Source organism: Rhizobium album, assembly GCF_003122325.1.
Taxonomy (GTDB): domain Bacteria; phylum Pseudomonadota; class Alphaproteobacteria; order Rhizobiales; family Rhizobiaceae; genus Metarhizobium; species Metarhizobium album.
On sequence record NZ_QFBC01000006.1, the window covers coordinates 230,696 to 254,713 of the forward strand.

Below are 24,018 nucleotides of genomic sequence, written 5' to 3' on the forward strand. Positions count from 1 at the left end.
TTCATCTCAAAAATGCTCAGCCGGCGATCTTGGCCGCGATCTTGGCGACGTGGCCGCCCTGGTAGCGGGCGCCTTCCAGCTCGATGGCCGAAGGCTGGCGGGAGCCGTCGCCGTTGGTGATCGTCGAGGCGCCGTAGGGCGAGCCGCCCTTGACTTCTTCCGTGCCCATCTGGCCCTGGAAGGCATAAGGCAGGCCGGCGACGACCATGCCGTGATGCAGAAGCGTCGGGATGAAGCCGAGGATGGTGGATTCCTGGCCACCGTGCTGGGTGGCGGAAGAGGTGAAGACCGAGCCGACCTTGCCGACCAGCTTGCCTTCGGCCCACAGGCCGCCGGTCTGATCCCAGAAATTGCGCATCTGCGAGGCAACCGTGCCGAACCGCGTGCCGGCGCCGACGATGATGGCGTCGTATTCGGCCAGTTCAGCCGGCTTGGCGATCGGAGCGGCCTGATCGAGCTTGAAATAGGATGCCTTGGCGACGTCTTCCGGCACCAGTTCCGGAACGCGCTTGACGGTGACCTCGGCACCGGCCGCGCGGGCGCCTTCGGCAACGGCATTGGCCATGGTTTCGATATGGCCGTAGGCCGAATAATAGAGAACGAGAATTTTCGCCATTGTCTGCTCCTGAAATTGAAAAATTCGCGGCGGCTTTGCCTGGCAACAGATGTAGCAGCCCTGCCCGGCAAAGCCAGTGTTCACCGAGACAACGCACTGTTCAATGGACGTGACCGATATTTCGCTTGCAGCGGGGAATCCGCATGGCCGAAAAGAAGAGCCTGCAGGACTTGCATTCCCTCCGGCCGGGACTACGGTATCGCCAGATCGAAACACGGATGCTCCCATGACCACGCAGACCATCGTCACCGCCGCCATGCTCGCCATCGGCGACGAACTTCTTTCCGGCCGCACCAAGGACAAGAATATCGGTCATCTCGCGGATATCCTGACGCTTTCCGGCATCGATCTGAAAGAAGTGCGCATCGTCGCCGACGAGGAAGGCGCCATCGTCGAGGCGCTGAATGCGCTCAGAAGCCGCTATACCTACATCTTCACCTCCGGTGGCATCGGCCCGACCCACGACGACATCACCGCCGATGCTGTATCGGCGGCCTTCGGCGTGCCCTGCCTGCACGACCCGGCCGCCATGACGCTGCTCGGCGACATGTATGCGAAGCGCGGCATGGAATTCACCGAGGCGCGCAAACGCATGGCCCGCATGCCGCAAGGCGCTGGCCACATTGCCAATCCGGTCTCCACCGCTCCCGGCTTCACCATCGGCAACGTCTTTGTCATGGCCGGCGTGCCGCAGGTGTTCCAGGCGATGCTCGATGCCGTCATCCCGACCCTCGATACCGGCACGCGCATGCTGTCGCGCGCCATTCCCTGCCCTTTCGGCGAAGGCGACATCGGCACGCCGCTTTCCGAAATCCAGAAGGCGCATCCCGAAACCAGCATCGGCTCCTATCCGAAATACGACGGCAAGGCTTTTTCGACGGAAATCGTCGTTCGGGCACGCAGCGAGGCGGTGCTGGAACCGGCGGCAGAGGCCGTATTCGCCATGGTCGAGACGATCAAGGCCGCCAAGATTGCCCAAAACACCTCAGCGGAAGCCTGACTGCGGCAAACTGGCAGGCCGCATTTGATCCCGGTCAAGGAACCGGTGCGGACAGGCCGACATTATAGACATGAGGCGTAGCATATTCCGCCTTCCAGGGAGATAATTGCCATGACCTATAAGACAATTCTTGCCGTTCTCGATTCCCCCAGAAACACCGCTCAGGTCGCCGATTTCGCCATTTCGCTGTCGCGCGATTTCGATGCGCACCTGATCGGCCTGCATGCGGAAACACTCGCCAGCGTCGCGCTCGTCGCGCCGATGGAAATTCCCGATCCGGTCGCCATCCAGGCACTGCAGGACATGGCGCAGGCCGACACCGCCGAAGTCGGGCGCATCTACAAGGAGCGGCAATCGCTGGCCGGCGTTTCGGCGGAATGGCGCGGCCTGTCCTCGGCGGCAGGGTATAGCGGCACGACCGTCATCGATGCGGCCCGCACCGCCGACCTGATCATTGCCGGCCAGGGCAACCCCGAACATCCGACCGATGGCTGGCGGGATCTCGAAAGCTTCCTGTTCGACAGCGGCCGGCCGGTCCTGCTCATTCCTTACATCCTGCGCGAACCCCGCCCGATCAAGCGGGTGCTGATCGCCTGGAACGGCTCGCGCGAAGCTGCCCGCGCCACCTTCGATGCCCTGCCGTTCCTGAAGCAGGCCGACGACGTGGAGATCTTCACCGTCGATCCGGAAGAAACGACCGTGCAGTCCGCCGCGATCGCCGGTGCGGAAATCGCCGCCACCCTCGCCCGGCACGGCTGCAAGGTGACGGTGGCAACCGGGGAGACCAACGGACTGCCTGCTGCCGCGGTCATCGAGAATCGCCTGTCCGACGGCAGCATCGATCTGCTCGTCATGGGCGCCTATACGCATTCGCGGCTTTGGGAAATGCTGTTCGGCGGCGTGACCCGGACGCTGCTGGATTCGATGACGGCGCTAACATTGCTGTCGCGTTGAGGCGCCAGCGCCTTGAAAATGCGAAGCCCTTGCTTTTGCCGGGCAAATGCCGCTAATTGCGACGACCTGTGAGAGAAACGCTGGATCGTCGGCGATGACGGGCGCAGCCTTGGGCTGCACCCTTATTGCCGGCAGAATCGGGCAGCCTGCCGTTTTGCGGCGGCTGCCTTTGTCGTTTTCCAATGGTCGCCGATCCGTGTCGGCGTCGTCCCTTGCCCGCAGAAGCTTAAGGTCACTTCCATGTCGCTTCCCGAAAAAGCCTTTCCCGTTTCCTGGGATCAGTTCCATCGCGATGCCCGGGCGCTTGCCTGGCGCCTTGCCGGTCTCGAACAGCCGTTTCGCGCCATCGTCTGTATTACGCGCGGCGGCCTAGTGCCGGCCGCGATCATTTCGCGCGAACTCAACATCCGCCTGATCGAGACGGTGTGCATCGCCTCCTACCACGATTACGTCAACCAGGGCGACATGAACCTGCTGAAGGGAATTTCGCCGGAACTCACCGTCAATGGCGGCGAAGGCATCCTCGTCGTCGACGATCTGACCGATACCGGCAAGACCGCGGTCGAAGTGCGCGACATGTTGCCCAAGGCGCATTTCGCCTGCGTCTACGCCAAGCCGAAGGGCGTGCCCACCATCGACACTTTCGTAACGGAAGTCAGTCAGGATACGTGGATCTACTTCCCTTGGGATATGGGCTTCACGTACCAGGAGCCGATTGCCAAGGGCAGCCGCGGCTGAACACCCCTGCCCGCCATCGCCATTTGCGACCGGCGGGCATCTCGGCCGGCGGACACTTCGTGCGAGACAAAAGATGCGCAAATTTCTGCCCCATATCCTGTCACTGCTGATGTTCGCCCTGCCCGCCGGGAATCCGGCCTTCGCCGGCGAGGGCCGGCATGTGGCGCCGATCCGCGCTTTCGTCGAAAGCAACGTCCGGCCATGGCTGGCCGATCCGGCGATCATCGCCGCGCTGAAAGTGCAGAATGCGGCGCATGCGCGCCTGCTCCCCGGCGATATAGAAGCGCTGGACACGGAATGGCGCACCGAGGTCGCCGATGGTCACTACAAACTTATCAACAAGCTTCTTTCCGATCCGATATCGGCAATGCTGCTCGCCAAACAGGGCCAGTTCAGCGGCGCCGTCACCGAAATCATCCTGATGGATGCCTATGGTCTCAATGCCGCTCAAAGTTCCGTGACCAGCGACTACTGGCAGGGCGACGAGCAAAAATTCCAAAAATCCTTCGGCGACGGCAAAGACGCCTTTTTCATCAGCGATCCGGAGAAGGATCTCTCCACGCAAATGCTGCAATCGCACGCCTGCCTGACCATCGTCGACGAGACCGGAACGCCGATCGGCGCCATTGCCGTCGGCATCGATCTCAACTTCCTCTGAGGCTGCGACTCAGAAGGCACGACCCCAGGCACGTTGCAGACCGCTTGCCAATCCGCCAATCGTGGCAATCGTCGTTTTTTCGCCCTGCAGGTCGTGGTGGAGGCGAGTTTTTTTCATCGCAAAATCGCTGCCTGGGGCAAGCGCTTGAAATCTCTGATGTCTTCGGCTTTCCCCATTTTCCACAGCTGTGACCTACAATATGTTGTGGTTAAATTTCCGCTAAAAACCAGCCCTTGACGGACTCACCTGTTTTCAAGTTAATGGCAAAACGTTGCGGCGGCGGCGGAACCGGACGATGACGAGACCGGTTTATTCACGGAATGAGCTTTGTTTTGGCTGGTGCGTTCATGATGAGCGCGCCTTGTGTTGTGTGTCCATTCCGGCCGCTGTTAGAAAACGTGATGCGAGACCAGGCGGCAACAACTTGTTAATAACACGAATGCTACTATATTTAGGGTTTGCAGCCTAATCCACCACAATATACAGGGGGCACATCTTCAAATGTGTTCCCCGAATGGAAGCGGAAGACGAACTGGCTGCGCAAACCCATTGCGAAGCCGGACAGGATTTTTTGCGTCTTGCTGACGAGGGCGGGCGCGTCATAACGAGGATTGACGGACATGCGCATAGAACGTCGTTTTACCCGGGAAGGCCAGTCGCCTTACGCCGACATCGAGTTCCGGAAGGCCACCAGCGAGATCAAGAACCCCGACGGTTCGATCGTTTTCCGGCTTGCCAACATCGACGTTCCCGCGCAGTTCAGCCAGGTCGCGGCCGACATCCTGGCACAGAAATATTTCCGCAAGGCCGGCGTTCCCGCCAGCTTGAAGAAGGTCGAGGAAAATTCCGTCCCTTCCTGGCTGTGGCGTTCGGAGCCGGATGTCGCGGCCCTCAAGGATATCCCCAAGGAAGAACAGTACGGTTCGGAAACCGACGCGCGGCAGGTCTTCGATCGTCTCGCCGGCACCTGGACCTACTGGGGCTGGAAGGGTGGCTATTTCTCGTCGGAGGCGGATGCGCTCGCCTTCCGCGACGAACTGGCCTACATGCTCGCCACCCAGCGTGTCGCACCGAACAGCCCGCAATGGTTCAACACCGGCCTGCACTGGGCCTATGGCATCGACGGCCCCGGCCAGGGCCATTTCTACGTCGATCCGTTCACCGGCAAGCTGACCAAGTCCAAGTCGGCCTATGAACATCCGCAGCCGCATGCCTGCTTCATCCAGTCCGTCGAGGACGACCTGGTCAACGAAGGCGGCATCATGGACCTGTGGGTCCGCGAAGCCCGCCTGTTCAAGTACGGCTCCGGCACCGGTTCCAACTTCTCCTACCTGCGCGGCGAAGGCGAAAAGCTTTCCGGCGGCGGCAAGTCTTCCGGCCTGATGTCGTTCCTGAAGATCGGCGACCGCGCCGCCGGCGCCATCAAGTCGGGCGGCACCACCCGCCGCGCGGCCAAGATGGTGGTGGTCGACATCGACCATCCTGACATCGAGGAATACATCAACTGGAAGGTCAAGGAAGAGCAGAAGGTGGCAGCCCTCGTCACCGGCTCGAAGATCGTCGCTTCGCACCTCAAGGCGATCATGAAGGCCTGCAACGAGCTTTCCGGCGAAGACCGTTTCGATCCCGCCAGGAACCCGGCCCTGAAGCGCGAGATCCGCGCCGCCAAGAAGGACCAGGTGCCGGAAAACTATGTGCAGCGCGTCATGCAGTTCGCGCGCCAGGGTTACACCGACCTGAAATTCAAGACCTACGACACGGATTGGGATTCGGAAGCCTATCTCACCGTTTCCGGCCAGAACTCCAACAACTCCGTTTCGCTCAAGGACGACTTCCTCAAGGCGGTCGAGAATGACGGCGAGTGGAACCTGACCGCCCGCAAGGACGGCCGCGTCATGAAGACGCTGAAGGCCCGCGACCTCTGGGAGCAGATCTCCTACGCCGCCTGGGCATCGGCCGATCCGGGCCTGCATTTCAACACGACGATGAACGACTGGCACACCTCGCCGGCCGCCGGCCCGATCCGCGCCTCGAACCCGTGCTCGGAATACATGTTCCTCGACGACACGGCCTGCAACCTCGCTTCGCTCAATCTGATGCAGTTCAAGGATGCGACGACGAAAAACATCAACATCGCCGATTACGAACATGCCGTCCGCCTGTGGACCGTCGTGCTCGAAGTCTCCGTGATGATGGCGCAGTTCCCGTCGCGCCAGATCGCCGAACTCTCCTACGAATACCGCACGCTGGGCCTCGGTTATGCCAACATCGGCGGCCTCTTGATGTCGTCGGGTATTCCGTATGACTCTGCGGAAGGCCGCGCCATCGGCGGTGCCTTGACCGCGATCATGACCGGCATCTCCTACGCCACCTCGGCCGAAATGGCTGCCGAACTCGGCACTTTCCCGGGCTTCAAGCCGAACCGTGACAACATGCTGCGCGTCATGCGCAACCACCGCCGCGCCGCCCACGGCAAATCCTCGGGTTACGAGGCGCTGTCGGTCAATCCGGTCGCGCTCATCCATGGCGATTGCCCGGATCAGGACCTCATCACTCACGCCAAGGCCGCCTGGGACAAGGCGCTGGAACTCGGCGAGAAGCACGGCTACCGCAACGCCCAGACGACGGTCATCGCCCCCACCGGCACCATCGGCCTGGTCATGGATTGCGACACCACCGGCATCGAGCCCGATTTCGCGCTGGTGAAATTCAAGAAGCTCGCCGGCGGCGGCTACTTCAAGATCATCAACCGCGCCGTTCCGGAAGCCCTGCGCACGCTTGGCTACACCGAAAGCCAGATTGCCGAGATCGAGGCCTATGCCGTCGGCCACGGCAACCTGAACCAGGCGCCATCGGTCAATCCCTCGACGCTGAAGACCAAGGGTTTTACGCAGGAGAAGATCGACGCCGTCAACGCCGCACTCGGCCAGGCCTTCGACATCAAGTTCGTCTTCAACCAGTGGACGCTCGGTGCCGACTTCCTCAAGCAGGTGCTGAAGGTTTCCGACGAACAGCTCTCTGACATGGGCTTCAACCTGCTCGAACATATCGGTTTCTCGCGCAAGGATATCGAGGCGGCCAACGTGCATGTCTGCGGCGCAATGACTCTGGAAGGCGCGCCGCACCTCAAGGACGAGCACCTCGCCGTCTTCGATTGCGCCAACCCCTGCGGCAAGATCGGCAAGCGTTACCTCTCGGTCGAAAGCCACATCCGCATGATGGCGGCCGCCCAGCCGTTCATCTCCGGCGCCATTTCCAAGACGATCAACATGCCGAACGAGGCGACCGTCGAGGATTGCAAGAACGCCTACATGCTGTCGTGGAAGCTCGGCCTCAAGGCCAATGCGCTCTATCGCGACGGCTCCAAGCTTTCGCAGCCGCTCAACGCTTCGCTGATCGAGGATGAGGACGACGAGGATGCCCTCGAGGAGCTGATCCAGGCGCCTGCCGCCGTTCAGGCCGTCACGGTCACCGAAAAGATCGTCGAGCGCATCATCGAGAAGGTCGTGCGCGACCGTGAAAAACTGCCGAACCGCCGCCAGGGTTACACCCAGAAGGCCATCGTCGGCGGCCACAAGGTGTACCTGCGCACCGGCGAATTCGGTGACGGCCGCCTCGGCGAAATCTTCATCGACATGCACAAGGAAGGCGCCGCCTTCCGCGCCATGATGAACAATTTTGCCATCGCCATCTCGCTCGGCCTGCAGTACGGCGTGCCGCTCGAAGAATATGTCGAGGCCTTCACCTTCACCAAGTTCGAGCCGGCCGGCATGGTCCAGGGCAACGACGCGATCAAGAACGCCACGTCGATCCTCGACTACGTGTTCCGCGAACTCGCCGTCTCCTATCTCGGCCGTCACGACCTCGCCCATGTGGATACGTCGGATTTCTCCAACACCGCACTCGGCAAGGGCATCCAGGAAGGCCGCACCAACCTGCTCTCCACCGGCTGGACCCGCGGCTACAAGCCGACGCTCGTTCCCGGCACCGGTTCCGAACGCCAGCTCGCCGAGCCGAAGGGTTCCGCGACGGCTGCTCCAGCCAAGGCCTCGGGCGGTGCGACGATCACCGCCTTCACCGGCAACGCCGCCCGCAAGATCGAGCCGGTCGCAGCCATCTCGACCTCCGAAATCGTCGCCTTCAAACGCGATTACGAAGAGCGCGCCAAAGAATTGGCCGAGGAGATCGCCGAAGAGGTAACGGAAGAAACCGAACAGGAAGCCACCGCCCTCTTCTCCGACAAGGCCGCCGCCGACGCCGCGACCGCCAAGACGGAAGCCAAGAAGCTGGAAGCTGAACGCCGCGCCCGCTCGATCATGCAGGGCTACACCGGCAACATGTGCACCGAGTGCCAGAACTTCACCATGGTGCGCAACGGCACCTGCGAGAAGTGCGACACATGCGGCGCGACCAGCGGATGCAGCTGAGGCGCTACTGGTAACTGCACCGTGAATGAGAAACCAATCCGACTACTGGCCAAACGGCTCAAGTATTGGCCATTTTGAAACCTGAAACTGGCCAACGCCACGTCGACTGTTTCCGGGCACTGAAAAGTGCCCGGAAAATAACTCACAGAACAAATAGTGAAACCAAGCAAAAGTTGTAGTTAAGTCACCCTATTCACGCGTAGCCATGAGGTCTCCCAGTCATGAACGTGCATGTGAATTCCATCGAAACATTCCTCGAAGCCCTCCGTAAGGAACTCGAGGTTCCGGACTATCGCTACGAGCAGGCAGAGCAGAGCTACACCTCCCTCGGAAGGTGGCTACATCGCGAGGCGAGCACAGTTCGCCAATTCGATCCGCAGGTCTACTGCCAGGGATCCTTCCGTCTCGGAACCGCTATCCGACCGCACACCGATGCCGAAGAGTACGATGTCGACTCCGTCGTCGAGCTTCGTTTGCTGACGAAACGCGACAAGACACAACAGCAACTGAAGGCCATGCTCGGTGTCGAGATACAGGCCTATCATGATGCCATGGCGATGGTGAAACCTGTCCGCGAAGGGAACCGCTGCTGGATCCTCGACTATGCCGACGGTGCCCAGTTCCATATGGATGTCGTCCCTGCCGTGCCGAACCACGACCAGCAGTACAGGCTCCTGACCGCGAGCTTTCTCGATGCGCGATGGGCATCCACGGCGATTGCGATCACCGACCGACGGGAGCCGACCTACACGTTGCTCACCGATGACTGGCCTCGGTCGAATCCCAAGGGCTACGCCAACTGGTTCGCGTCGCGGCAGGCCGAAGTATTCGAGCGCCGGCAGCGTGCAGTTCTCGATTCCCTCAGAAGGCAGGGCCTCGTCACCGCAAGCGTGGAACGCCTTCCCGCTTTCAAGGTGAAGACACCCCTTCAGTCCGCCATCATGATCCTGAAGAGGCATCGCGACAACATGTTCGCGCAGGAACTGGACCTCCGTCCGATCTCGGTTATCATCACCACGCTTTCGGCTCATGCCTACAACAACCAGGACACCATTTCCGGTGCGCTCTTCGCCATCCTGAACGACATGGACAAGTTCATCGTCTATGACGGTGCCAAGTGGATCGTAGCGAATCCCACTGACCCGATGGAAAATTTCGCCGACAAATGGAATCGTGATCCTAAGAAGAAAGAAGCCTTCGATGCTTGGCTTCGCCAGGCGCGAGCAGACTTCTACGCAGCGGCGCAGGCCGCGACCTTCCAGGATATGGCCAACGCACTTATCCCGCGAATGGGTTACGCGCCTTCAATGCGGGCGATGGATCGGCTCACGGGTGGCTCTCGTCTGCTTCGGGCTGCCACTGGTGCCTCGGCTGCGGCTGTTGGGTCGGTTGCGGCCCCGAGCTTTGCAAATGCCGAGCGTCGCCCATCGAAGCCCCAGGGCTATGCATGATCTGGTGGTGGCTCGATCAGCAGAGGGCGAAAGCTGAGAAGGCAGCTTTCGTCACTCTCCAGGAAGAACATGATTGGCTGGCAAGCGTGCGCACGAGGCACCTCGCCGATTACCAGCTTTGTGTCGATGTCGAGATCATACACGCTGGCGAGACATTCAAGCTGGCCGTGATCTACCCGAGCACGTTTCCCGACACACCGCCAATCGTGATGCCCTACGGCGAGCAGCGGTTGTCCTCCCATCAGTATGGCCCCGGCGGCGAACTTTGCTTGCAATGGCGGCCGGACAACTGGGATCCCTCGGTTACCGGTGCGATGATGGTCGAGAGCGCCTACGGCCTGATTGCTGGCGAGCGACTGTCGGACGGTACGTCCGGTGCGGTCCCGTCGGAGCATCGCTCGACGCTTGCGGGAGAGCTGCGGTTCGAGACCTGGCGGCTGATGGTTCCGGAAGGTGCCTGGCGATCACTCGATGGCCAGCTCCCGGAAGCTATTCTTCAGATCGCGGTCACGATGACCGTGCGTAGGACACAGAAGGTAGCTCACCTAACCGCCATCGGCGCGACCGGTAACGAAATCTGGACAACACCGAGGCCAGCACCCGATGCACCAGGGAAACGTATCGGATATCTGATGCGGACCGCCCAGAACATGGATTCGCTGGCGCTGCACCCGGGCGGACACTTCAACGATCTCAGCAATCGGATCCCTGAACTCGCTTCACTCCTCGCCGGGCCGCAGTTACCATTCATCGTTCTCTTCGAGCAGAGTGGGAGGCGTACTGCTTTCGATATAGTGCGCAAGGACGGCCAGCCGTTCTTTATCCCGTACCGGATCATCGAGGAGCAGGAGCTATCGAAACGGTCTGCTTCGAACCGCGAGGCAATTTCTGCAACGCGTGTGGCCATCGTCGGCTGCGGCTCGATCGGTTCGAAGATCGCCGCCTCGCTCGCACGAGCTGGTGTGAGGAAGTACGTCCTTGTCGACGAAGACATATTTTTGACCGGAAACCTTGTGCGCAACGAACTCGATGCCTGGGCGATCGGTTGGCATAAGGTGGATGCGTTGGCCGACCGCATCGGACAACTCGCATCCGATACCGACATAGTGGTGCACCGCGTCGAACTGGGAAGCCAGACATCGTCCTTGATGCTGGATTCAGTGCTGGAAGCTATTGGTCAAGCCGATCTCATTATCGATGCTACAGCCGACCCAACCTCCTTCAATCTGTGTGCGGGCGCGGCAAGGCGGCACCGGAAGCCGATGATCTGGGCTGAAGTTTTCGGTGGCGGGATCGGCGGCCTTGTGGCTCGATCACGTCCGGATGTAGATCCGCCTCCCATCGAGGCGCGAAAACAGATCGCTGTATGGTGCGATGACCAGGCCACGCCTTGGGAATTCCGCCCGGGACCAAACTATGATGCCGTCGGGCGTGACGAGGTTCCCTTCGTCGCTGATGATGCCGATGTCTCTGTCATTGCAGCCCATGCGACACGACTCGCGCTTGATATCCTGCAAGGCGGACAAACGGCGTTTCCTCATTCGGCCTACATGATCGGCTTGCAGAAGGCCTGGATCTTCGAGGCACCATTCGACACCTTTCCGATCTATCTCGCGCCTATCGGCCCATGGCAGGATCCACGTTCGCACCCCGATGCCGGAGATATCGCCGAACTGATGGCAGAGATGATCGACGAGGAGGCTTCGTGACGGTGGAGCTTGTCCTCCCCCTATCGATAGTCGGCCGGATGAAAGTCAGTCTCGCTCGAGCTGTCGATCGTGAAATCGGCGGCGTGCTGATGGCGCGGCAGATCGTGCCGGGATGCTTTGAGATCGTCGATTTTTCCGTCGACGAGCAGACGGGAGAACGGGCGCACTTCGTCCGGGACCCTGCCCTCCATGATTCCTTTCTGGACGAATTCTTCGCAAGGACGGGCCACGACTACGCGAACTACAATTACGTTGGTGAATGGCATTCTCACCCCCATCTCCCGGTCACTCCGAGCCTCACCGACCTCGGCAGCATGGAAGACCTCGTCAACGGCGAGCGGAACATCCCCTTCGCGGCCCTTCTCGTTGTCAGGTCGGACACTCCTTCCGAATTCATGGCTACCGCCACTTTTCATCAGCGTGGGACGTATCCGGCCCCCGCGCGCATCAGAGTTACAACCGAGGTACATCAGTGAATAGAGAGACAATCGACTGGGCATTCCGCGAGTTCATTCGCTTTCTGCTCAGGCCGAAAGGATTCGAGGTTCGGATCGCGGCGGGCTGTGTGGCGGTTCTCGTCGTTCTCCTCGGCTGGAATTTTGTCGTCAAAGCCACTGCACCAGAAGGATATTCCATCGAAGTTGGTTCGACGAATGCCATTCCCGAATGGGTCCAGTGGCCGCTGGTCGCGATCTTTTCGGCGATCTTCGTCTTCTGCGTCTTCATGGGATGGAGGCGCTCTACGCGCGAGAACGAACTGCGGAACAGGAAGAAGGTCATCGTCATCGAAGGTCGCGGACTTCGAGAGGATGATGGTTCGCCACTGACGGAAGCCGTGCCCGCCGACATCGTTGGCAATCGTATCGGGGTTCTGCTGGACCTTAGACAGCGGAAGGATGGCATCGTGGTGGATCCTGAAGAACTACTCCTCGATGTCGACAGCACCCGAAAGCAGGTCCAGCAGCATGCGAAGCATGGTGATAGCCGCGACGTGACGCTGGTCTACGGTGGACTGACTCCGGTTCCGTTCACTTTTCTCTCGGGTGTCGTCTTCGATGACGAAGGACGGATCGTCGTCATGGACTGGGACAGAACCCTTGAAGCCTGGCGCAGCCTAGACAGCCATGATGATGGCCAGCGGTTCGAAGTCGAAGGGCTCGATGACACCGGAGGCGCGAGGGAGGTCGTGCTGGCAGTATCGGTGTCGTACCAGGTGCGGCCTGAGAACATCGCGACTACATTCAGTCATCCGGTCATCCGCATGACGATGCCGGACCTGACGTCATCGCATTGGTCTCAGGCGAAACAGAATGCTCTCGCGACGCAGTTCTTCGAGGTCGCCAAGCTCCTTGAGGCGAAAGGCGTAAGCACCATCCATCTGCTCCTCGCCGGACAGAACAGCGTCGTGTTCAACCTTGGCCGCAGATACGACAAGCGAAACCTACCTGATGTGATCGTCTATCAATACGAAGGCGACAATCCGAAAAGGTTTCCTTGGGGTGTCAGAATGCCCGTCCGCGGGCAGCGGGTGCCGTCGATCGTACGGACCTGAATTAGCTGTCATGACAGGAAATGCGTAGCATGCATCCGAGCAGACATCCTCACTATCCGATCACGGTCCAAACCTGTGAGGACCACAACCAGAATAGCCGCCGTCGTCCCCTCGTGCCCTACGATGACGAGCCTCCCACACTGTTCCGGGTGGACGATCCTTTCTGCCTGCGGAAAGCCATCGTACCGATGTTCCATGCGGATGACACCGACATCCTGACTGGCATGGGTACCGCCTTCGCGCTGGATCCGTGGGGAAATTTCCTGAGCGCAGATCACGTCACAGATTTCCTGCGTCGAGGGGTGACCGAGCAATCTGGAGAGATAGCAATTCCAGACGGTGCTCATGCTCTGGCGCTTCTTGGAATGGGCGTAATATTCGGTGAGGTTGGCATACCCCCAGAAGCGCTTGTTCAGATGACCGGCACACGAACACCCATGATCCCGGTGGACGACCCCATGAATTTCACGGGCCGAACGACGACGCGGCCGTACGACATAACTTTTCTGAGCTCTGCAACAACACCGTCGGAGCGCTTGCTGCAGAATCTTCCCATCAGGCGCTATCCGACCTCGCCTCGGGTGGGCGACCTCGTCGTAGCCGTGGGTTATCCGAAGATCGAACTGGCACGGGGACCTGCTCCGAGCCTGCCCACGTCGATCACTGAGGGAATGTTTGCGGCATATGGGGTCGTCAGCAACCTACACCCAAGAGGGCGTGACCGTGCCAACCCTACCCCTGTGTTTGAGGTCGAAGCCAACTGGCCATCTGGCATGTCTGGAGGTCCGGTCTTCAACGCCGCTGGCGAGGTCATAGGCCTTGTGAGCAGGAGCATCGCACCCGCTGACGAAGACGCTTTGGGGACTGCGTGGGCTACCTGGCTGGCGGCGTCGGTTCCGCCAACGGAGCCAGCCGCTATCTCTTGGCCGGAAAGCATCGATGCCGGCGATCTATATTTCCGGAATGCATGGGCCGCGGTACGACTTGATCCTTGGAGACTCGAAGGGTTCCCCACCACGGAACAGGAAGCGACAGCCTTGGCTCGCAATCTGGGTCATGACTTTAGACCTCGCCTGGTCAGTCAGCGGCTGGGAACTGAAATTTACAGCGTCTGCTCTTGAACGGGGATCGTACTAATGGATCTCCATCTCGCGGATCTGCAGTTGCACGCACAATTTGTGCGGATGGCTTTCACCTCCCTGGAGCAAGCCTCTTCCTGTCCGGTGCAACCTGTAGGTCGTGCGTACCTGTGATACCTGGAACGTCGCTCTCGCTCAGGGCTCCAAGTCTGGTTTCTGTACCTACTGTTAATCGTTCAGAGCGATACAGGAGGTGACAATAGCAAGGTGCCAGGGGCGGTCGGATGGGTGAGTACGATATCAGATTAAAAGACGCCTTTGGGAGAGCTGGGAAGGAGCTAGGCGAATTCTTGTTCGGCGAAGAAATCGTGTCTTACGATATCGCCAGGCTGCTCAGAGGTGACCCTCGTGAGGCTGATGTCATGGCTCGGCTGAAAGATGGCGGCCTTTTACATATCGAATTTCAGACACATAGCGAACCCGAGATGCCATGGCGCATGTTGAACTATAGGGTCGCGATGATGGAGCGGGAGTGCGAATGGAAGCCGCCCTTCGTTCCGATGAGGCAAATCGTGCTCTACTTCGGATTCTACAAACATTCGATGCCAAACGCGCTGACCGCCGAGGCGATCAGGTTTGAGTACGAAGTTCACGATATTCGAGGCGTGATCGATGGCGGGACTCGGGTTGATCGCTCGCTGACGTTCGAAAAAAATCTCCTAATCGCCCTCGCCGCAGGAAAAACAGTGGGAACACGTTGGATACCCGACTTTGATCAATGGGAGGAGCTTGTGATTATCGCTGGTTCCTTGCCGAGCAAGGAGCGAAGGTCAGATTGCCTGAGGATGGCCGAAGTCTTTTCAGTCCTTCGCGGTGCCCAACGACACGTAGCCAATTTGATAGCAAGGTACAGAAGCATGCCAATCGATGTTAACATCTCTGAGACGACGTTCACTAAGGAAGTGTTCGATCAAGGCGATGCACATGGCTACGACCGCGCCTATCATGAAATATCCGATGAGATCGAGGCTTTGAGATCATCGTTAAAACTGCGTTTAACGCGCTCCGACGCAACTGACACTCAAGCCGAAGCATTGGCTACCCTCTCATTTTCACGCTTGATCGAGATGTGCAAACTTCTTGACGGCGGGACTGCCGCCACGGACGCGCTGACAGAGATGAACCTCATCAGCAACACCTCCAGCTATGATTGAAGGGCCGTTTACCCGCCTCAGCGCAGAAAGCCCGGCACTCCGGCCGCCCTCGCATCATTGATCAGTGAATCTCAATCACCGAGCGCCTCCGCCCGCTCGATGCGATCGCCAAGGCCCATGACATCGTCCGTATCCTCTGGTTGGCGACTGCCGCTACGGGTGAACATGATTTTGCTGTGTACGCCACGCGTCAAGAGCCGCATGCGTGGCATCGCAAACTATTCCTGCGAAACTGGTGTATTCGCCATTTTCAGGCCATGCGAGTATCGCAGAGTTAAGCATGGATTATACTCCTCCCTCTTCTCCTGTACGCCGACGAATGCAGAGAACTCGCGGCCGCGACAATCTGTTCGAACGCTCCGTAAGATCACGAGTCCATGCCAAGGGCATTCGTTACAGGATCCATTACCCGGTCCCGGGCATCAAACGCTTCACCTGCGACTTCGCAATACCCGGCCTGAAGATCGCTGTTTTCCTAGACGGCTGCTTTTGGCATGGATGCACCACGCATCCGCCTTCCGTAAAGAAGAACAGCGTTTTCTGGCTGGAAAAGATCGCCCGAAACCAGGCACGCGACATCCGTGTGCGCGAGCATCTCGAAAAAATCGGATGGACGACATTGCGCTTCTGGGAGCATGAACCGGTCGAGTTCATCGTTGATAAGATAGCCTCGACCGTCCAAAATCTTCGAGCCGCCGCAATCTCATCTTGAGGACGAGCGCGCGCGCTGTAACACATGAAGGGGGCGTCGTGACAGTTCGAAACTGTCGATCGCGACGTAATGCCGATCCAGACCCAAGGAATCTAATAGACGCTCCGCGTCCCATAGGGGATGGATGACCACGCCCCAGCGATTGTTGCGTTCATCGAGGGAGAAGACCGGGATGTCCGGCCTCCCCTTGACGCTCGAGACCGTGTTGCCGGGGATGAACGTCCTCGTCTGGAGGGCGAGTTCCCTGGCGGTCGCGGGCCAGTCGTTCAGTTCGAAGTGGCCGTAGTTGCCGTCGATCCCGCACTCATAACTGGGATCGACCATCGCCCGCAGGTAGGAGAGCCCCAGCCGCCAGTCGAGGAGGCCGTGGAAGTTCCGGTTGTTGTACCTCTGCAGGCACCTGTAGCAGGATGCACCGCACCGCTTCATGTGCTCTGCATCGGCGACGTCTGTTCTCGGCCATGCACCCTCCTCGTCGAGGATGCTGCCGATCAGGGCGGAGACCGGAATGGTGCTGTCGCCAAGCAGATGTCGGCAGAAGCCGGAGCCGTTCGGCAACGCGTCCGATATCTGGAGATATGGCAGCCGCTCACCGCTCGGAGAGTGCATGATGTTGGGCGCAAGCGCGTCGAACTCCTCCGGCGCGATGTCGAGATCGAGGGCGGCGCGCTGGACGATGATCTCGGTCGCCGAGATTGCCGCAGCGCGGACGCTTGTGCGGGACGGTTCGCGGCGACCCACGGAGAGGCCGATGTCCATGTCGAGCAGGCGGAGATTCGGATTGAGCTTGACGGGTCCAATCTGCAGAGAGTTGGTGACCTTGGTGGAGGCGAGCCAGGCGCTGACTGGCGGCTCATCGACGGCCCTGTAGCGGCCGTTCTGATCATCGCCGAGGACATCAGTGGCGATGGCCTGTCCCGAAAGCCTTAGAAGCGGCTTGTCCGCCCACCACCAGATGCGCTGGGCGTTGTTGTCGACCACCTCCTGAACTTCGAAGCCCGTGAAATCCGTATCGTCCCTGAAACCGGGGTTGACGAGGAAGATCTCGGACTGCTCCGCGAAGTTGACGCTAAGATTTGCATCGGTCTTCTGCTCGTCGGGCTTGCCGAGGCTCGCAAGCGTCATGCGCTGGCCGATCTTGGAGGCAATGTTCTCGTCCGTGGGGATGAGTTCCGTGCGATAGGCCGCGGGCGTGATGCACCTTCTCCCGGTGTCGGCCAGAGGCGCGTCGCAGGCATGGCAGGATACCGTGTGTTCGGTGCCCCTGCTCCACGCGCCGCACTGGCCGCAGAAGCGGAGGTGGAAGTCGTCCTTCCTCCATTCGGAGATCGGGTCCACGGGCCCGTCGAAGTTCGTTGCGTGCTGGTCGGGATCGAGCAGAACGCCAGTGAATCCGATGCATCGGTGGCGCAGCTTTTCCCGCGTGCGCACGCTCCCCGGCGCGAAGTCGAAGATCGCCATATCCTGGTCGCGGTCGATGGTGTCCCACTCGGCCTCGAAGTTCCCCCTCCCGTTCGCCTTCTTCAGCTCGACGTAGAGGTTCCGCGACCGTGTCGGCATGCCGTATAGCGGCAGCAGCCCGCGTTCGGCGAGCGCCGCGGCGATGCCCACCGCCTGCATCCCGAACTCCTCCTCGAGACCGTCGATCTGGGCAATGACGGCGTCAGCCGTAACCTTATCGATGATCGTCTGCAGATCGCAGCCGGACACCGCGGCGAGGATCGTCGCGAGACGGATGCGCCGATGGTCTGTCCGCGCCAGCGCATCGGCCAGCCGGTTTCGCCAGTCCATGTCTTCGCGGAAGTATTCTCTGCAGTAGAGGAACTCGCCGTGAATGTCGCCGGGAATGACATCGTCGCCCGCCCATGCGCCGCCGGATTCCTCGCGCAGGATGCGGAAGGCTTCCACCAGCCAGAACTTGCGCAGCAGCCGGGACGGAATATCCGTCAGTCCCGTGGTGATGAAAGGCGGCGGCGGAGCAGAACCCGTGATCTCGATCGGGTTGTGGAAGTAGTGGATGTCATGACTCTTGCTGCGGCAGACGGTCAGAACGGTCGAAAACGCCTGCCCGCGGCGACCGGCACGGCCCACGCGCTGCTGGTAGTTGAACCGCTGCGGGGGCATGTTGCCCTGATAGACAGCTTGCAGGGAGCCGATGTCGACGCCCACTTCCATGGTCGTCGTGACAGAGAGCAGATCGGCTGTGTCGAAAAGCCTCCGCCAGCGGAAGTCCTCGTCGGTCTCGTTGTCCTCCTTGACGAACACGCCCTTGAACTGCTGCAGCCGCGTGGCTGGATCGTTCGTCTGGCCGGTAAGCTCCTCGCACTTTAGCCTGAAAAGCGGCTCGTCGCTCGAAATTGCGCGCATCACCCTGCGCCCAAGGAAGTTCTCTCCGGATATCCGCGAAGCCGTGAGATCCTCGGGCCGGGTGAGCGTCTCCCCGCATCGCGTGCAGCGTCCGAACCCGGAATGGAGATGGATGCGGCCGCAGCGCTTGCACCGCCAGGCAGCACCGGACGGATCGGCGGCGCGGAAGTAGAGCATGCTGATGTCTATCGATCCATCGCCTCGGGTCTGTCCGAGCGTGGTGCGGAGCTTGTCGAGGAAGTCGTTGCACTCCTGCTCCGGGTGCTGGAGTATCTTCTCAATCAGGCGGCGGAACTTGTTGTCGCCTCTGCCGAGCATGTCGAACGCATTGCTCCAGGCATTGCGGGTAACGTCCTGGAACTGGTTGGGCGTGATCCGGTAGGCGTCTGCAAAGATGCGCAGCATCGCATCGTCGCGCGACTTCTCAGGCGTATATTCCTCGGGGCCATAGAAGCTCGGCCATCCAAGTCCGGTCTCCTCGAGCGCGAAGTATGTCTTGCTGAACAGGAGATCCGTCGCGTCCAGCGGCTGATCGTCCTGCACCCTCTCGCGCGCCTTGCGAATGAGCTTGAGCTGTTCTTCCGGGACATCGTGCTTCCACGATATCTGATCGCTGCCATCCCTTTCGAAGAACTCGTACCAGGCGTGGCGCTTGTTGATGCGATTGAGCTTCGTGTCGGCGCCCTCGACCGGAGTGGAGCCAAGCTTCATAAGTTCCGTCAGGATCGGACGCGTAAGGTTGCCCACCTTGTCGCGTTCGAACTCGAAAAGCTCTTTAAGCGGAATGCTCGGAGGCATTCCCGCTGCGTCCTTCCGCTTCTTGAGTGCGTTGAGGTGTGGTCGGAGATGCTCGGCATCCTTGTCCTCCACCGTCAGATCGATGATCTCTTTCTTGATGCGCTGGTACTCGGCCTCGTCTTCGGGACTGTACGCGTACGCGAGTGCAATCCGCGTGGCCGCCGAGATGAGGATTTCGCGGCGCAAGTCGCGCTGGTGCTGGACCTCGACCTCAAGAGCCAAGTTTGCCGCATCCTCGCGGCTGTCGGAGAATGCGACCAGCTTTCCATCGCCGCCCTGTGCCTTCAGCGAGGCGACCAGTTCGGTGGCGAGGAGCTGGGACGTCTTTCCGAAACCTGTCCTGAAGCTTCGGATGGGCGACAGGCGGCCTTCGCGCCTCTTGGAGTTCGCCTGACGGTATCGACCGGAATAGTCGGTTCCGCACTTGGCGCAGCAGAAGGGAACCGCAGTGCCGTCGTCTTCGACTGTGCGGCTCTGGAACCCGTCAGCGCCTGACCAGCGAAGCAGGTGGCCGGGCACGTCGCCCTTCTCTTCCCTGTCGCTCACGACGCCCGTTCGCGGATTGAGATATCCCGGTGTCCAGCGATATGGTGTCCTGCCTGTCCGAATTTCGACTTCGGGCTGCACCTTACTTGGCCAGAAGAGGGCGAATTCGCGGAAGCTGGCATCCTCGAACCGTATGGAGGACGCGGTTTCGGGAAGCTTCTCAAGCTCCTGCGGAGCCGGGAGAAGCGAGACCCTGCGTGACGAGCCGGGATCCGTCTCCCCGCGCTTTCCGCCCAGATAGAGATCGCCGCAGGCCTCGCAGTAAAGCATCTCGAAGAGCCGCTTGCGGCCTTCCTGATCGCTCTCCCCGTCATAGTTCTGGCCGCGCTCGATGCTGGGAGCGCCCCATACGACGGCTCCGTCCTCTTCTCGATGGATGGACGCGAACAGGCCTTCGATGTTGCGGACGAAGCAGTGCATCCTGAAGCCGGGCAGCGCCGCGACGGTGGCACGCTTCGGCGCGAGTTCGCCTGGCAGGACGGTGTCGGGTAGATCGGGGATCGCGCGCAGCGCAAGCAGGCCGCGGACAGCTAGCCTGTCGTCGGCTTCGAACAGGGCATTGCCGATGTCCGCGACCGTGCGCGGGAGCTTGGCACCGGGTTTTTCGGGGTTCTGAAGTGCGAAGTCGAGCATCGCCGCCGCAGTCGCCGTGGCCTCCTCCAGCATGTTGGCCGGGGTCTTTCCGGCAGCGCCGGGGATGCTCGCAGCCGCCGCGAGGAAGCGGTCGAAGAGTTCGCGAGGGCTCCTTCGATGATCCAGTTCCTCCAGCGCGCGTGCGAGATCGGCGAGGTTTTCGCGGGACGGCATTGCCTCGGGGCGCTGGACTTCGATCGGGCGGCCTGTAACGACGCTCTTTCTCCAAGCTTCATCGATGTCTTCGGCCCCGGCGGTTCCAGCGTCGCCGAACATGTTCTTCAGGTAGTCGATGCTGGCTGGAGCGTTCTCCTCGTCCATCGGCAGCGACGCTGACGAGGCGAGAATGCGCAGCTTGTGGGCGTGGGCCGGATCGGTGAGACCGAGACGCTCGAGTAGTACCTTGAGCAATCCGGCCATTTCTGCACCCGCGGATCCGCGGATGAGATGGAGCTCATCGAGAACGAGGAAGAAGCGCGCATCCTTGTTCTCCATGAGCCATGCGCGTGTCTGCGACAGGATCGGGTCATCCACTTCGCGCACCAGCATCGCATTCAGAATCGACTGGTTGGTGACGAGGATGTCCGGCGGGGTCGCCTGCATGTCCCAGCGAGAGATCAGTTCGGCACCGTCGGTCGTGGGGAAGATGTAGCGCAGGTCGGGATCATTTTCCGCCGCGAGCCGCTGCTGGATGGACTGATAGCGCTGCAGCTCCGTCTTCAGCTCCTTGCGTGCGCGCGCGTTCCGCTTCTTCCATGCCTCGTCCTTGCTCTTGCGCGGATGGCTCAGGAACCCCGTGACGGGAGACTTGCCCGTGTACCGTCCGAAGAAGATGCGGTTTCCGTTGAAGTGGCGGGCCATGACATCCTGCGCGTCGTCCGAATCAAGCGCCTTGCGCAGGCGCACCATCTGGTCCTCGACAAGTGCGTTGAGCGGGTAGAGAACGAGGGCGCGGACCGCCTTGGGCCTGTCGGGGTGCTCGTTCCTGCGGTGGTGCTGGAATCGGGCACGGTCTTCGAGCCAGTCGTCATCGAGAGGCTGCAGGGGCGCAGGCCACGACGTGGCTTCCCGTGCAAGCTGGGCGAGGATCGGCAGCATGAACGATTCGGTCTTACCGGAACCCGTACCCGAGGTGACGATGCCTGGCGTTCCGTCGCGCGCCCCCTTCTCCAGCATCTCGACCTGATGGAGGTAGGGCGAGTAGGCTCCCTTGATCGCCTGACTGGACCTCTCCCGGTCGAAGAGGCCGGAAAGCGCGAGTTCCACGAAGGCCTGCCGTTCAGGCCGCGAAAAATCGGGGAGCCGCTTTTCGGGGTCATCGATCAGCCCCTCAAGTCCGTATCCTATGGGTTCGTAGCGAGGAACCGTCTCGAAGATCGGGTCGAGCGCAAGCTGTCCGGGCGTGGTGAGAAGCTCCTGCCTCATCGCCGACACGCGCGGGTCATCGATCCGGTACGCCGTGTCCAGGTACGCGAGGAATTGGTCGATCATGCGGTTGAAACCGCCAATCGGATCAAACATGTTCTTCAGCCCTCTATGTTTATGAAATATTCGTCGTATTCGTGCTCGTGTCCTTCGGCGGTCGCCGCCAGCCACTTCGCCTGCTTCATGAAGACTTCGACCACTTCGGGAACCTTCGTCCACGACGGGGTGCGTGCGACCGCCTTTGCCGTGGTCTGCATGGCGGAACCTTCCATCTTGCGGTCGACGAGAACCCCCACCGCCTCGCGGACTCTCTCCTGATCTAGGTTCGATGTCGGCCAGAAGCCTTCGAACTTCGCGGATCCGGGACGAGGAGTCTTCTGGGGCTTCAGCGGGAACAGATGTCTAAGCGTGGAATCCGGGATCGGAACCCGTAGGCCGTCCGCGCCCGCGCTTGCGACAAGCGCCAGGTTGCGCGGAATGCGTCCGACCCTCCTCATCTCGATTATCTGTGGAAGCCAGTATTCGCACGGGCCACTCGTGATGCTGCACAGCGCTGCGGCAAAAAGCACATCTGGCCGCTTCTTTGCCTTGTCGATGGTCGTCCTGAGACCCGATTGCTCGTCGTTCAGGAGATCGGTGAGGGAGATCTTGGTGGGATCGCAGAAGACGATGGCGGCATCGTCCCCGGCAAAAGCCGTGGCAATGTCGACCGCGCCCGACGCGGAATCGGGACCGAGCAGCACCGGAACGATGTCTGTGAACGTCGCGACGACAGCGGCAACGTCGGGGAGCGTCAGGCCGGTCGCGACAGCCAGCTCGTAGAGAGTCTCCTTCCTCTGCTCGTCCGAAGCGAGCGGCGGCTGCTGCGTGGCCGCTGGAATCTCCCTGGCCTGTTCCTCCACAGATGGCGCCGGGGCGGCGGGCGCGGCGGCGGCGATCTGGGCCATGTCATCACGCAGGCGGGCGACCTCGTCGCGTATGGCGGCGGTTTCGCGGGAGGATCCGCTCCTCATCCCTTCCGCTGCGCTTGCAATCTTGCTGCGCAGCATATCCTCGTGCTTCTCGGTCTCGCTTCTCAGGAGCGTCTCCCGATGGGAGAACGTCGCCAGCTTCGTTTCCGCGTCCGAGACTTCGATCCGAAGCGCAGCAAGCCTCGCGCTTTCCACCTCCGTCTCCCGGCGGATCCGCTCTTCCAGCTCGGATCGCAGGCGTGCCTTCTCCGTTCCCTCGAAGCCCGCGAGCCTTTCCCTGAACGCGGGGTCGCGTGCCAGGATCTCCGGCAGGATGTCGGCAAGCTCACTACGCTTCGACAGGTGTCCCGCGATGGATGCGAGATCAGCCTTGTCATCCTCGCTGACGGTTCTGTCTTCCAGCAATCGCAGCAGTTCCACAGGCTCCAGTGAACCAGCGTCGCCTGGAAGTCTGAGTGCCGCCTTCGATCTCGAGAGCCACCGCTCCACCGACTGGCGGATCTCCTCCTCCGACCGCAGATCCGTGCTCTTCGGCTCCGACCATTTAGCCGGAGAGACGAACACGACAAGGCCATTGCCCAGCTTGATGGTGTCGGGGCGGTTTTCAAGCGCAGCCGTGGCAACCGACCGAAGGGACTGCTGGCGCAATCCGTATCGCCCTCCCGGGAGATGTTCGAACCCCGATGTCATCCAGTGGCCGGACCGGACCTCGATCGCCGCGATGGTCGCCTCGACGGGAATGTGCAGCGTGCCCGCCGAAAGGGCGTAGATCAGTTCCTCGAAGCCACCGTCCTGCGGGCTGTAGCCGACATTGAGTTTTGTCGCGGTCGTGAAGGATACCGCATCGAACTTTCCGGGGCATGCGTTCTCGTTGACAATCTTCGGAAGCTCGAAGACGGAGCTGGCGCGGATACGGGAGGCCACAGTCGAGATGGTGGATGCGAACGCGGGAACTGAAGCGTCATCCTTCTGAACGACCAGCTTCTGCTCCTTCTTCTCGCCGCCGACCAGCCAAAAGGTATCCGTGCCGCCCAGCGCTATCCTGCTGTCGCGGGTCTCCTTGACCTTGCCGCCGTGGGCCTCGCCGTTCTTCACTTCGGCAATGATCGCGACATCGTGCGCGACCAACTGTCTCACTCTGTAAACCGTCTTGCCTGATACTGACATC

Annotated in this window: 15 protein-coding genes; 12 read left to right on the forward strand and 3 right to left on the reverse strand. The window is 60.7% G+C overall.

The window, feature by feature from the left end; translation table 11 throughout:
- Positions 1-16: 16 nt before the first annotated feature.
- Positions 17-616: an NAD(P)H:quinone oxidoreductase type IV gene (gene wrbA, locus DEM27_RS15700; RefSeq protein WP_109459192.1), complete on the reverse strand. Its 600-nt coding sequence runs from the start codon at positions 614-616 to the stop codon at positions 17-19.
- A 226-nt stretch (positions 617-842) separates the two neighbouring features.
- Between wrbA and DEM27_RS15705 the strand changes: the two genes are divergently transcribed.
- The 12 genes from DEM27_RS15705 (at position 843) to DEM27_RS15760 (ending at position 16,110) form a co-directional block, all read left to right on the forward strand.
- On the forward strand, positions 843-1,616 hold the full coding sequence (locus tag DEM27_RS15705; RefSeq protein ID WP_109459193.1) for a competence/damage-inducible protein A: 774 nt from the start codon (positions 843-845) through the stop codon (positions 1,614-1,616).
- A 111-nt stretch (positions 1,617-1,727) separates the two neighbouring features.
- The gene (locus tag DEM27_RS15710) at positions 1,728-2,570 is read left to right on the forward strand and encodes a universal stress protein (protein ID WP_109459194.1); all 843 of its coding nucleotides are present in this window, start codon (positions 1,728-1,730) and stop codon (positions 2,568-2,570) included.
- 240 nt (positions 2,571-2,810) lie between these two features.
- Entirely contained in the window at positions 2,811-3,308 is a 498-nt protein-coding gene (gene gpt / locus DEM27_RS15715; RefSeq protein WP_109459195.1) for a xanthine phosphoribosyltransferase, read from the forward strand.
- Between the two features lie 73 nt (positions 3,309-3,381).
- The gene (locus DEM27_RS15720) at positions 3,382-3,966 is read left to right on the forward strand and encodes a hypothetical protein (protein ID WP_109459196.1); all 585 of its coding nucleotides are present in this window, start codon (positions 3,382-3,384) and stop codon (positions 3,964-3,966) included.
- A gap of 620 nt (positions 3,967-4,586) precedes the next feature.
- Entirely contained in the window at positions 4,587-8,393 is a 3,807-nt protein-coding gene (locus DEM27_RS15725) for a vitamin B12-dependent ribonucleotide reductase (protein WP_109459197.1), read from the forward strand.
- Between the two features lie 221 nt (positions 8,394-8,614).
- A complete protein-coding gene (locus tag DEM27_RS15730; protein ID WP_165823449.1) occupies positions 8,615-9,844 on the forward strand; it encodes a nucleotidyltransferase domain-containing protein in 1,230 nt (409 codons plus the stop codon).
- Positions 9,841-11,553 carry a ThiF family adenylyltransferase gene (locus DEM27_RS15735; protein WP_109459198.1) on the forward strand — a complete coding sequence of 571 codons (1,713 nt, stop codon included), beginning with the start codon at positions 9,841-9,843 and terminating at the stop codon, positions 11,551-11,553. The genes DEM27_RS15730 and DEM27_RS15735 overlap by 4 nt, the downstream gene beginning before the upstream one ends.
- Positions 11,550-12,029, forward strand: coding sequence for a Mov34/MPN/PAD-1 family protein (locus DEM27_RS15740; RefSeq protein ID WP_205908909.1), 480 nt, complete (start codon positions 11,550-11,552; stop codon positions 12,027-12,029). Before DEM27_RS15735 ends, DEM27_RS15740 begins: the two co-directional genes overlap by 4 nt.
- Complete coding sequence (locus DEM27_RS15745; RefSeq protein WP_109459199.1) at positions 12,026-13,105, forward strand: SAVED domain-containing protein; 1,080 nt, start codon at positions 12,026-12,028, stop codon at positions 13,103-13,105. The genes DEM27_RS15740 and DEM27_RS15745 overlap by 4 nt, the downstream gene beginning before the upstream one ends.
- Positions 13,106-13,134: 29 nt before the next feature.
- On the forward strand, positions 13,135-14,226 hold the full coding sequence (locus tag DEM27_RS15750) for a S1 family peptidase (protein WP_165823450.1): 1,092 nt from the start codon (positions 13,135-13,137) through the stop codon (positions 14,224-14,226).
- Positions 14,227-14,468: 242 nt separating this feature from the next.
- Positions 14,469-15,398 (forward strand): RpnC/YadD family protein, encoded by a 930-nt coding sequence (locus DEM27_RS15755; RefSeq protein ID WP_109459201.1) that lies wholly within the window; start codon positions 14,469-14,471, stop codon positions 15,396-15,398.
- 205 nt (positions 15,399-15,603) lie between these two features.
- The gene (locus DEM27_RS15760) at positions 15,604-16,110 is read left to right on the forward strand and encodes a very short patch repair endonuclease (protein ID WP_245445865.1); all 507 of its coding nucleotides are present in this window, start codon (positions 15,604-15,606) and stop codon (positions 16,108-16,110) included.
- On the opposite strand, the gene DEM27_RS15765 is transcribed toward DEM27_RS15760, so the two are convergent.
- Together DEM27_RS15765 and DEM27_RS15770 are read right to left on the reverse strand one after the other, a co-directional pair.
- A complete protein-coding gene (locus tag DEM27_RS15765; RefSeq protein WP_109459203.1) occupies positions 16,102-21,975 on the reverse strand; it encodes a DEAD/DEAH box helicase in 5,874 nt (1,957 codons plus the stop codon). The two genes, DEM27_RS15760 and DEM27_RS15765, sit on opposite strands and share 9 nt — an antisense overlap.
- Before the next feature lie 5 nt (positions 21,976-21,980).
- Complete coding sequence (locus DEM27_RS15770) at positions 21,981-24,017, reverse strand: hypothetical protein (RefSeq protein ID WP_109459204.1); 2,037 nt, start codon at positions 24,015-24,017, stop codon at positions 21,981-21,983.
- Position 24,018 lies beyond the last annotated feature (1 nt).

Bases quoted from the DNA above. Each gene is read 5' to 3' on its own strand.
- DEM27_RS15735 (WP_109459198.1), top strand. From the start codon at position 9,841: ATGATCTGGTGGTGGCTCGATCAGCAGAGGGCGAAAGCTGAGAAGGCA.
- DEM27_RS15730 (WP_165823449.1), top strand. From the start codon at position 8,615: ATGAACGTGCATGTGAATTCCATCGAAACATTCCTCGAAGCCCTCCGT.
- DEM27_RS15765 (WP_109459203.1), bottom strand. From the start codon at position 21,975: ATGTTTGATCCGATTGGCGGTTTCAACCGCATGATCGACCAATTCCTC.
- DEM27_RS15770 (WP_109459204.1), bottom strand. From the start codon at position 24,017: ATGTCAGTATCAGGCAAGACGGTTTACAGAGTGAGACAGTTGGTCGCG.
- DEM27_RS15720 (WP_109459196.1), top strand. From the start codon at position 3,382: ATGCGCAAATTTCTGCCCCATATCCTGTCACTGCTGATGTTCGCCCTG.
- DEM27_RS15705 (WP_109459193.1), top strand. From the start codon at position 843: ATGACCACGCAGACCATCGTCACCGCCGCCATGCTCGCCATCGGCGAC.
- wrbA (WP_109459192.1), bottom strand. From the start codon at position 616: ATGGCGAAAATTCTCGTTCTCTATTATTCGGCCTACGGCCATATCGAA.
- gpt (WP_109459195.1), top strand. From the start codon at position 2,811: ATGTCGCTTCCCGAAAAAGCCTTTCCCGTTTCCTGGGATCAGTTCCAT.
- DEM27_RS15755 (WP_109459201.1), top strand. From the start codon at position 14,469: ATGGGTGAGTACGATATCAGATTAAAAGACGCCTTTGGGAGAGCTGGG.
- DEM27_RS15725 (WP_109459197.1), top strand. From the start codon at position 4,587: ATGCGCATAGAACGTCGTTTTACCCGGGAAGGCCAGTCGCCTTACGCC.
- DEM27_RS15710 (WP_109459194.1), top strand. From the start codon at position 1,728: ATGACCTATAAGACAATTCTTGCCGTTCTCGATTCCCCCAGAAACACC.
- DEM27_RS15750 (WP_165823450.1), top strand. From the start codon at position 13,135: ATGCATCCGAGCAGACATCCTCACTATCCGATCACGGTCCAAACCTGT.